At 67.4% G+C, this 10701-nt stretch carries 6 protein-coding genes; all 6 read right to left on the reverse strand.

Features of this window, described 5'->3' with window-relative positions:
• Positions 1 to 50: 50 nt before the first annotated feature.
• Positions 51 to 1121, reverse strand: a complete 1071-nt coding sequence (locus ACFW1I_RS01165) for a serine/threonine-protein kinase (protein ID WP_384664912.1) — start codon at positions 1119 to 1121, stop codon at positions 51 to 53.
• 54 nt (positions 1122 to 1175) lie between these two features.
• A complete protein-coding gene (locus ACFW1I_RS01170; protein WP_384664914.1) occupies positions 1176 to 2498 on the reverse strand; it encodes a TIGR02679 family protein in 1323 nt (440 codons plus the stop codon).
• A complete protein-coding gene (locus tag ACFW1I_RS01175) occupies positions 2495 to 6814 on the reverse strand; it encodes an SbcC/MukB-like Walker B domain-containing protein (RefSeq protein ID WP_384664916.1) in 4320 nt (1439 codons plus the stop codon). Before ACFW1I_RS01175 ends, ACFW1I_RS01170 begins: the two co-directional genes overlap by 4 nt.
• Positions 6811 to 8205: a DUF2398 family protein gene (locus tag ACFW1I_RS01180; RefSeq protein ID WP_384664918.1), complete on the reverse strand. Its 1395-nt coding sequence runs from the start codon at positions 8203 to 8205 to the stop codon at positions 6811 to 6813. Before ACFW1I_RS01180 ends, ACFW1I_RS01175 begins: the two co-directional genes overlap by 4 nt.
• Before the next feature lie 26 nt (positions 8206 to 8231).
• On the reverse strand, positions 8232 to 9800 hold the full coding sequence (locus ACFW1I_RS01185; protein ID WP_384664919.1) for a TIGR02677 family protein: 1569 nt from the start codon (positions 9798 to 9800) through the stop codon (positions 8232 to 8234).
• 344 nt (positions 9801 to 10144) lie between these two features.
• Positions 10145 to 10701 (reverse strand): phosphotransferase family protein (locus ACFW1I_RS01190; RefSeq protein ID WP_384664921.1); only part of this gene is annotated, 557 nt, incomplete at its 5' end.

Consider the following 10701-nt stretch of genomic DNA (forward strand, 5'->3'; position numbering starts at 1 on the left):
CTATTGCCTTGTCGTGCTCTACTACCTATCCCGCTGTGCACCCGGCGGAATCAGCCGCCGAAGTCAGATCGCCGGTCGCGGATCTTTCCGCGCCAACGGTCAGCCCAGGGGGCGCCCCCGCCACTGGACGCGCCGGCGACGGCAGGTTCCGCGGGCGATACCTCGTCCCCGAGCTCCGGACCCGCAAGACCCTCCAGAGCCGACACTGACTTAGGAGGATCCGGCGGCACCGGAGGCGCACCTTCCACCTGCAGGACGTCCGTGAGGAACGCGCCAGGCAGCGGCGGGTAAAGCGGACCACTGACCGGCACGGCGTGCTCGAGCAGCCGGTCCATGGCTGCCTCCAGCACACTGTGGGCGGTCGGCCGGTCCTCCGGAGAGTAGGACAAGGCACTGACAATCAGTCCTCGCAAGCTCTCGGGCAGGCCCGAGAGATCGGGAGGAACGTCCAGTATCCGCTGTACCGGAATATCGGCGTAAAACGGGGGGTGCCCAGTCGCCGCATGCACGAGCGTCGCGCCCAGGCTGTACACGTCCGCGGCTTCGCTCGCCTTGCGGGAGTCCATGGCCTGCTCCGGCGCCATGTACACGAGGGTGCCGACCGGCACGTCGCCGGATGTGAGGCCGGTCGCACCTCCGACATGGCAGACGCCGAAGTCGATCACACGAGTGCCCTGTGTGGTGACGAGCACGTTGCTGGGCTTCAGGTCGCGGTGGAGAAGCCGGACAGAGTGGATGTGAATCAGAGCATCGGACAGACTTGCGGCCAGCCACCACACCCCGAGCTCACTCACGGCGCCATGCTGGTTCAGCAGTACATCGAGCGAGGGTGCGTGGACGTACTCGGTGGCGATCCAGGGCTGCTCCGCGTCCGGGTCAGCGTCCACGAGCGCCGCGGTGTGGAATCCACCGACACGCCGGATCGCCTCCAGCTCCTGGGCGAACCGCTGACGGAAGTACGGCTGGTCTGCCAGCGCCGGCTTGATGACCTTGATCGCCACGGGGCGGGGGCTGCGGTATCCGAGGTAAACGACGCCCATGGCGCCCTGGCCGAGACGCTGGGTCAGTCGGAAGCCCGCGATTTCTCGGGGGTCGTTCTCCCGCAGCGGCTCGAACACCATCGCCCCCCGTTCCGCGACCGGGCAGATGAAGGCGAATGCGCCGGACGCGATGCGTCACACGTCAACAACGCTGAGGTTATCAGCGTCACGGGCTACCTCTTGTGCCTCGCTGGATCTTATCCGCGACTCATATGACCAATCGGCCAGGAGTGTGTCGGCGACCGCCTCCTCGTAGACAGCACGGTTCTCCCTTTCCATGACCTCTGCGAGCTCTGGCTCCCAGCAGGTGTCCTGCCGCCTTCCGCTCAGCCGGACATGGTCGCTGTCGGCGCGAACACCGCTGAGGTAGTCCGCAGCACTCATTCGCCAGGGTTTGGCGTGATAGCGGATACGGAGCTGATTCGTCATGTCGATGCCGGGCCAGTCGAAGTCCCCGTGGTAGAGCAAGGTGCCACCGGCTTCGACGACCAACCGCGCCAGCCGGTGAAAGGCGGTCGAGGGGCGCCCCTCGGTGCAGATTAGCGGCGGGCTGCTGGCACCGAGCTCACCAGCGGCGCGGCGGAGCACGGCCGGATTCTCGCAGACGTACACCGTTGGCAGGTTCACGGCGATCGGAAGGGTGATGAGCTGGTGGAGGGTGATGTGGAATGGAGTGCCGTAGCGGGCGGCGTCGGTGAGCCACTGGCCCAGCCCCTGGCCGGTCGCGGGGAGGTTGAGGACGAGGACACGGCTGGCCAGATCATCGACGATGACGTCGAAGGCGTCCCACAACTCGCGCCGAGACTCGGCCCCTGATCCGAGTGGGACTCCGCGTGCCATGGCCAAGGCCCGCAGGACCAGTGTCGGCAGAGAGCCGCGGCCGGGATTGAGGGCCTTGGTGTCTCCTGTGGTGGCGTCGGCCAAGGCGGGCAGCATGATCGGTGGAGCGTCGCTTGGCCGGCTGTAGAGGTGTTCCAGGACGCGGACGGCCTGGCTGAAGAGGTGAGGGTCCTTCCTATTGATCAGCGCGGTGATCGTGCCGTCGGATGCGAGGCTGGCCAGCCACTGCCGGTACCAGGCATGCTCGGCATGAAGCGGGCTGGCCTCGCCCTCAGCAAGGATCCTCCGCCGGGCCTGATCGAGCACGGTCCGCTCATCGGCGCGAAAGCGCAGCTCGGGGCCGATCCGTTCCAGGACGTCGCGGAGCGACATGCCCGTGACGTTGCGGACGCTCTCCTCCAATGTTCCGAGGGGGATGGTAATGCGGCGGACATCGGCCGACCGGTACGCACCGGTGATGCCGATGACAGCGGTGCGTTCGGCCGAGGTCGGGTTGGCCAGGCCGATGGAGCCCTTGACCTCGCCGCCGTTGCGCTCGAGCGAGCGCCGGGCAGCAGCCAGGAGCCGACGGAACTCGGGGGCCCGGTAGCGCTCGTATGCCTCTGTCGATCCGGTCATTCTGTCTCCTCGACCTTGTCGTTCGTCGGCTGGTCCTCGGGGATGTCCGCGAGCAGTCCTGCCCCTGCGGGAACGTGCCGACGGGGCGCGAAGCCAAGGAGTTCGGCGGCAAGATCGTCGGATCCGGGGTACTCGAGGTCATCGAGGATCTGTTCGCCGTCCCAGACCAGCAGCATGGCGGAGACGGTGTGGGACGCCTCGTCGTGCTTCATGTCGTAGTGGGAGATCTGCGGCACGTCAGGGTAGGTGATCCACAGGTCGTAGCCCGTCATGAAGAGGTCGAGGTCGAACTTGGCTGTGAGGGCGAGCAGGTCGGGGCGGTACTTCTCGTCGATGCCGGCGAAAGCTTCGTCGAGGGCGATCAGCCGCGGGCAGGTGGGGTAGGCGGAGCTGTACTGCGCATGGGCGGCTGCGAAGAGCGGAAGGTGGATGGAGGCGGACTTCTCGCCGCCGGACATCACGCTGTGCTTGGCCTTGGTGAGCAGTTCTCCCTTCTTCCGCTCCTCTTCGCTCATGCCCGGCCGGAACAGCCGGAGTTCGAACTTGCGCCAGGCGCGATAGTCCAGAACCTCAGCGATCACCTGCTGGTAGCTCCTCTTCTTGTCGGCAGCAGCCCTCGCGCGGATCTGGCTGCGCAGGTGGGAGCGGAGCTCGGCCAGTCCTGCCGGTCCGAGACCGGAGGCGTCCTTGTCGAGCAGTTTGTTGACGGCCTGCTGGGAGTCGGTGAGTGCGTCGGAGGTGATCCAGTTGATGCCCACGGTGGTACCGGAGGACATCGGCTTGGAGCGGGTATCGGCGTCCATGCTTTTGACCAGGTCGCGTGCGGCGACGGTGCGATCATGGATTTGCTCGGCCAGCCCGGTCAGGAGCCCGTCCTCCAGGACGGTCCGTTCCCTGTCTTCCAGCAGTACGCTCTGATCGGCGAGCTGTTCGGCCAGGCGACGGGCGAAGTCCGTTACGGGGGCGGGGCCTTCGCTGTCGGTGACCCGGGCCAGGATGATGTCACCGGCCGGCTCCCACTCGAAGAGGTAACCCTGATCAGATTCCAGCAGGGCTGCCTCCAGCGCGGTGATAGCGCTAGAGATCTTGGATGTCACGGTCTTCAGGAGGCTCGAGGTGATCGGCCGGCCCCGGGTCGCCTCATCGAGCGCGTTGACCAAGGAAGCGACGGATGCGGGGACGACGCTCTGGGCGGCTTCGATGCCCGTGAGGGGAATGCCGGGCGAGGTCAGGCTGTCCATGAGGGCCTGGACTGCCTGCTCGGGGCTCGGCCACATGTCGTGGGGCAGCCAGATGGTCTCGGCGTTCGCTTCGAGGAGGCCGAGAAGGTCGGGCCGGGCATATGGCTCCAGCGTGAGCGTGGTGCGCACCTGCTCCGCCACGGCCGTGGCGAGTGCGGTACGGCCGAACTCCAGGGCATGGTCAGCCTTCAGAAGCCGGTCTCGATGCTCTTCCGCGTCCTTCTTCGCACGGTCGTACGTCTTCTGCGCCGTGGTGAGCTGCTCCTCCGCGTCCGTGATCTGCTGCAGAATCTCCTGCAGAGGAGCTTCGAGCGTCGCTTCCTGGGTGCGCAGACGTTCCTCCTGAACGGCGAACGCATCCCTACGCGCCTGTAGCGCCTCAGCCTGCTCTGAGCAGGACTCGGTCTGCGCTTCGATGATCTCCTTGCGGCCGGCGATGTCGCGCTCGGCCGCATCGGCCTGCTCACGGCAGGCGGAGAGCGCCTTGCCGGCGTCGGCGAAGTCGTCGATGGCCTGCGCGACGTTGTCCAGTTCCTCACGAAGCGTAGGCAGCCGTGCGGCCGTGGCAGCATGCCGAAGCTGCCGATTCTTCTCATGGGCGCGCGCAATCGCCCCGTCGAGCCGCTTGCGGGCTTCGGAGAGGCGGCGGCGTGCGCCAGCGGCCTTCTCCGCCACCACCGCCACCTGACCCACCGCCTGGATGATCGGTTGGGTGCGCGGGAGCTCATGCCTGGCGCGGTCGAAGTCGTCGCATGCTTCCTGCGCGTACCTCTGCTGCTCTTCGATGCCGGCGAGCTGAGCTTCCAGGACGGCGATGGATTCTTCGAGCAGGCGCAGCCGCTCGCGCCGGCGGGCGGCTCGTGCCGTGGCCCCGATGTACTCCGGCTGATCCTTAGGATGCGCACCGATCTGGATGCCGAGGCAGAAGTGCGAGCCGGTCGTGACCGCAGGAGCGCGCAGCGCGCCGTCCGTCGCAGGGACGTCGTCCGTTACGGCGACGGACGCCAGGACAGCCTGTACGGCCGCGGCAGAGACGAGCTGCTGATCTTCGACGACCAGTACGTCGGCCAGGGTGCGTCCGGTCGGCCGCTGCGCGGGAGGCAGTGGGCGCAGATAGGCGTCGCCGACCTTGTCGTGCAGTGCCTGGTCGGTCAGCGCAAGGTCGGGGTGCAGCCAGGCGGTGAGCAGGCCGGCCGCGTACAGGGCGCCCTCCACCGCAGCCGCATGATCGTTGGGAACATCCTCGGCGAACCGCACAAGCTGCCACAACGGCGCACCGGGCCGCGCATCGCGGCTGGCGGGGCGCAGGTCACTGGGCGGGGGCGCGTCGTCGCCTTCCGCTGCCACGGTGTCGCGCTCTGCTCGCCTGGATCGCAGGGCCTCCGCGACGTCGCTGTACTCCCGCTTCAAGTTCTCGACGCGGGCCAGAGCACTGGTGCGGCGCTGGTCGGTGAGGGAACGAAACTCCTCCGGCAGCGAGGCCGCTTCGGGTTCCCCCACCGCGGCGATGGCAGTACGCAGTACGTCACCGTCGGCGGCGACCAAGACCGCGGTGTCATCACTGCCGCTCCAGCGGCTGATGAACTCCTCCAGCTCCTGGTCGGCCGTGGCGCGGACGATCTCGAGCTTCTCAGCTGCTGCGGCGGATTGCCGCTCGGTCTCGGTCAGCTCACCGCTCGCCGCGTCAGCGTGCTCCTGCTCGCGCTCCTGGTCCTTCGCGGCGTTCTCGGACGCGCTGAGGTGGACGCGTACGTCCTCCACTTCGCTGCGACGCGCGGCAACCCGGCCTGCCACGTCCGTGTCCAGATCGGCACCGAGATCCAGTGTGTCGTCGTCGTGCAGGACGCCGCAGCGGCGCGCCGCGTCCATGAGACTGTGGGTATGCCGAGAAGCGGCCTTGCGCAGCTCATCGTGTCTCAGGAGAGCCCGCTCAGCCTCCCCTTTGAGGGCAGCCAAGCCCTCCTGGGCCCGGTTGAGGTGGCGGCCACTCTCCGCGATGCCCTGGCGCTCGTTGCGTACGCGATCGCGCAGCTCCTCGAGACCGTTCTGCTGCTTGATAGCGTCGTGGTTCTTGTACTCGGCCAGGCTCGCGCTGAGCTCATTGCACCGGCGTTCGGCGGTATCGCGCTCATGCTGTGAGGAGGCCAGCTGCCGCTCGGCGGTGCGGTGGTCCTCCGCCGCCTCCATGATCGTCTCGCACTGCGCGGCTGTGTCCTGAATGCGCCCGGTGACCTGGTCCACGCGGTCACGGGCATGGGCGCGCAGATAACTGGTGTATTCACGCAGGAAGGTCCGGACCGCGGTGTCCGCCCCCGTCAGTGCGTTGAGGAGCGCTTGGATCTCGGCGAGGTTCTCGAAATCGCGGGCGGCCTGCAGGATGAGGTCCTCGTCGACGGGGCGCAGGCCGGCGGTGAGGGTGTCGGACACCTTGACCGGGTCGAGGTCCTTGGCCAGCAGAGGACGCCGTAGCTGGAGCAGAAGGTTGACCAGCTGGTTGTAGCGCTCGCGGCCCAGCCCGAACAGCCGGTCATCGATCGCCTCCCGGTACGCCTCCGCCGTAGCGTAGGTGGCTCCTTCACCCAGGAGCTTCTTCAGAGCGTTCTCCCGCAGCGGGCGCGAGGCGGCGTCCAGCAGGCCGAAGTCGATGCCGACACGGCCGTCGGTGACGAAGAAGAAGCGGGCCGGCGTGGACATCGGCTTGGTCACCCGCATGCCGATCCCCACGGTGACGGCTTCGAGGACCTCTCCGTCGGGTGCGGTGCGGGCGAACTCCATCCACACATAGCCGTATGCGGACTCCTGCCCTTTGTAGAGCAGGTTCGACTTCATGGTGCGCTCCTCGCCGCTGAACGGATCGAGACGCCTCGCGTCGAGGACACCGTCCAGGACCAAGGGGAAGAGAACCTCCAGGGCCTTGGTCTTGCCGGAACCGTTGTGCCCGCGCAGGACCAGGCGTCCGTCGGCGAAGACGAACTCCTCGTCGGTGTAGTCCCATAGGCCGATCACTCCGGCGCGGGTGGGCTTGAAGCGGACCTCCGACCGGTCAGCGGTGCGGGAGTGAGGGATGAGCGTCATCGAGAGGTTTCCTCAGTGGGGAAGTCAAGAGCGAACTGGCCGTCGTGCGCGGGGCGCGGTAGGACGGCGGTGATATTGCGGTAGCGGCCGGCCGCGGGCCGGACCAGAATCCCGCCGGGGACGATGTGGACCAGGCGCAGGTCCGCCAGGAGCGCGACCGCCTCCGCCAGTAGCCCGCCGGGATCGGCCTGCCACTTGTTGGTGAAGGACGAGGGGCCGAACTCCTCATAGAGCTCGGTGATCATCTGCTCCAGCGTGCCGTGTTCCACGAAGGGCAAGCCCGTCTGCCCCTCATGCTCCGGGGAGTCCGGATCGGCCTCGGCCGCGTGCTCGCCAGCATCCGCGTGCGGGTCGTGCGCCAAGGCTTCGAGCGTGCCCGCCTGCGGCAGGGCCATATCGATGCGGCTGAGCAGGACTGCGTGTTCCTCTCCTGGATCGGTGGGCAGGAGGTAGTGAAGGCTGCTGGCCCGGTCCGGGTCTTCCCGAAGGTCCGCGATCTTCGCGAGTATCAGCCCGGCAGTCCGGTTGACGGCTCCGCCGCGGCCGGGGAACCGCTTGTCCGTAAAGTGCCCTGTGGTGTCTACGAGCATGATGCCCTCGGCCCGGCGCTCGACAGGCAACCCGGTCAGCCGTGCGATGTCCTCGGCCAGGGTGGGCTGGCGCAGTGCTGTCGCGGTCTCCGCGTCGGTGTCGCTGAAGTAGACCACCGGGTACTCGATCAGCAGCCGACGGGCTCGCTGGGCAGCAAAGCGGCGACGGGGGTCGCGCCCGGTGCCGGCGGTCGGAGTGTCCAACAGCCCAGCAGCGCTGACCAGGTGCTGCAGCGGTTTGTTCGGCCGGAAAAGCGCCGCGCAGGTGTCGTGGTCGATGTCGAACAGCGCGTCCCCGCGGTCGTGGTCACGGGCCCAGTCCTCCATGGAGCCATCGGAGATCCGCAGTGCACCCCGGTCGACGAGCCAGTCCATCACGTCAACGACCGCGTCCTTGTGACCTGGTGCGGTCGCATCGAAGCCCAAGTGCTCGATCGTGTTCGCGGACGGCGTGAGCAGTTTGACGAGATCGGCGAGATTGATCTCGACGCGCGACCTGTGCAGGCAGGCCAAGATCAGACAGAGGTAGGCCAGCCGCCGCCGGTCGAAGGGTCGCTTGCTCTTCACCGTGAGGAACGCCTGGCTGGCGTCGAAGGCGTCCAGCCGCCGCAGCAGCCGTGCGTGGCGGGCGCTGGTCTGCAAGGAGTAGCCGAACAGGTCACGGAAGTCCTTGGCCAGTTCGTCGGCCCATTGCAGCACCAGCGCAAGCGCCTTGGCCCGCGGGTAGCTCTCGGTGACGATGCCATGCAGCAGCATGAGCCGGGCCGCTTGCTGGTACGAGCCAAGGTCTGCGGTCTCCACGGAGGCGGCTACGCGATGGGCGGGCATCAGGATTTCTCCGTTCGGCTTCGGCGCATCGCACCATGGGGCTTGATCTCCAGGGCGAAGCCGGGCAGGTGCAGCGTGCCGGTCTCGGTCCGCAGCTGGCTGCCGCGCTCGTTCGGGATCAGGCGCAGCGTCAGGACGTCGCTGCTGCCGGTGCCGGAACGCAGTCGGCCCGCGACGACCGTTCGCACCTGCAGGGCACGGGTTAGTAGCTTGAGCACGGCGCGGGTCTCCGCCTCGTTCAGCACCCGGTCGTGCGGCCCATGGTCCAGGAGATCCTTCGCGGCCTCCCGGTCCGCGGCCCGATCCGCCAACTGCTGCTCACGTAGCCGGGCATGGGCACCACGGCGGGTACGGACCGGTTGCGGGCCACCCGGTGCTGGCCGCTTGCCGTGCCGGAACAGGCTGATGCTGACCTCTACACCAGGCGCATCCCACCACGTCGTCCGCGGCGAGATCTGGTCATCGTCGTCGTGGGCACCCGATAGATGACGTACCGAGCGGAGGTCGAAGGCGGCGGACACGAGGGCGTTCGCAGCCTGCTCATCCGGCGCAGCCGCTGCCCAGGCGGCAAGATGCCGGAGTTGGGTGGTCCGGCTCACCCCTCCTCGACGTGACTCCGTCACCTGCCGCAGCAGGGCGATGACCCCCGAAATGGCCGTGCGCGTAGCGCCTTGCAAATGGGCGGCTTTGGTCTCCGCGGGGCCGTCCGCCAAGAACCATTGGCGCAGCCCGATCCAGCGCCGCCGCCAGTCCTCCAGGCGTGCGGACGGCCGCATCATGGGCCGCTCATCCACTGCGGCGGCCCGCTCCAGCAAGGTCTCGACCCCGGTGTCTTCCACCTCGTACACGGCCTCGGCCAGCCGGGGCGCGTAGCGCTCCAGTTCCGCTGTGAACTCACTCATGTGTGCCAGCAGCGCGTGCTTGTAGCGCAGGAACGTCTCAGGAGAGACATCTGTCGTGCGCGCCACGTCGTTCAGGGTCAGATAGAAGCGCGCCGCCCGCTGGGTCATGTCTTCCAGCACGCTGTCGAGGCGTGCGAGCTTGCGGTACACCTCGTCCCGGTCGCCTTCCCGGTTCGCTGTCGCCAGCGCCTTGAAGTCCGTCAGGATGTCGGCAAAGACCAGCCGCGACAGGTTCGCGTCCTGTACGCGGGAGCCGATGACCTCCTCCACCGCGCGGTAGACGCGGTAGCCGATCTCCGTGAACTGGTAGACCGATTGCCGGTTCCGGTATGCGGCAAGATTGCCGCACCGCAACGGATCTTCCACTCGATAGAGGACCTGCTCGTCGTCCGAGGAGAGGTTGTCGAGCATGCCCCGCAGATTCAGATCCGCAGCAGACGGTACCTCGTCGTGCTCTGTGGCGAGCTCCTTCAGCGTGTTCGCCACGTCGTCAGGGTGAACCTGTAACTGGTGTACCGCTCGCAGTACGTTCATCGCACGCAGCACCCACAAATATGCGACAGGATCATCACGCTGCGTGAAGTTGAACAGTCGCAGGCGGTCGCCCACCGTCAATGAATCAAGATCGAATGACTCGGAGACTCCAGAGTCATCACGCTGGAACACTTACGCCGCCCCTCATCTCGGCACGCATTGCGCATACCCTGACAGACGCCACTGACAATCGAGGCCGGAAGAGAAGCGGTTTCCCTCTCTTCAGCGCTCTCGGCAGAATCGAACGGCCTCGCCTCCTCCGATCGTTTGGCCGCCTCGACTCGTTGCCGCCACCCTCGCGAGTCTCGGCAACGCCCTCGCCATCGCCCGCGAGCCGATGCGCCTGGAATGGGGCGATTGAAACCAAGTTCCTGGCCAACGATCTCCCAGAACTGTTGGATACGCAGAGTCGCCGCTCAGTAGCGGTGAACAGCGAGGGGCCTGCGAGAGGTCGTGGTTCACGAGGGAAGAAGTGGTTATAGCTCTCCCCCCAGGCGAGCCCGACCGCGCTGCCGTACGACCGGATCGGTGCTGAGGGCTGCGTCGGCGAGCTGATGAATGCGCCAGTACACCTGGACTCTGCGGACGGCGTCCGGAGCGGGCTGGCGGGCGACCTGAAGCACGTCGGTGGGGTTGGTCAGGTCGAGACGGACGGCGAGGCGGGCGAGGTCGGACAGCGGGTCGCCGAAGGCGGCGAGTTCCCAGTCCAGTAGCAGTGACCCGCCAGCCGCGGGCCTGACGAGGTGACCCGGCTGCAGGTCGTGGTGCAGCAGTCTGGGCTCGATGTCCAGGTTCGTCGTGTCGAGTTGGCGGCGGAGGGCCGCCGCGGCGGGCGCGAGGTCGGGTGCGGCAGTCGTGTACATATCGAGACGGCCGTGAAGGTAGCGGTGCCAGGTGCGGTACTGCCGGGCTCCGGCGAGCCGACCGGTATGGGGGCCCGTGATGCGATGGACGGCGGCGAGGGGGCCGACCAGCTCGTGAAGGAGCTGGCCGGCAGGGACGGGCTCAGCGTGGACCGCGGTCTGCGCGGTCC

Source organism: Streptomyces sp. NPDC058955 (assembly GCF_042741435.1).
In the GTDB taxonomy this organism is placed as follows: Bacteria; Actinomycetota; Actinomycetes; order Streptomycetales; family Streptomycetaceae; genus Streptomyces.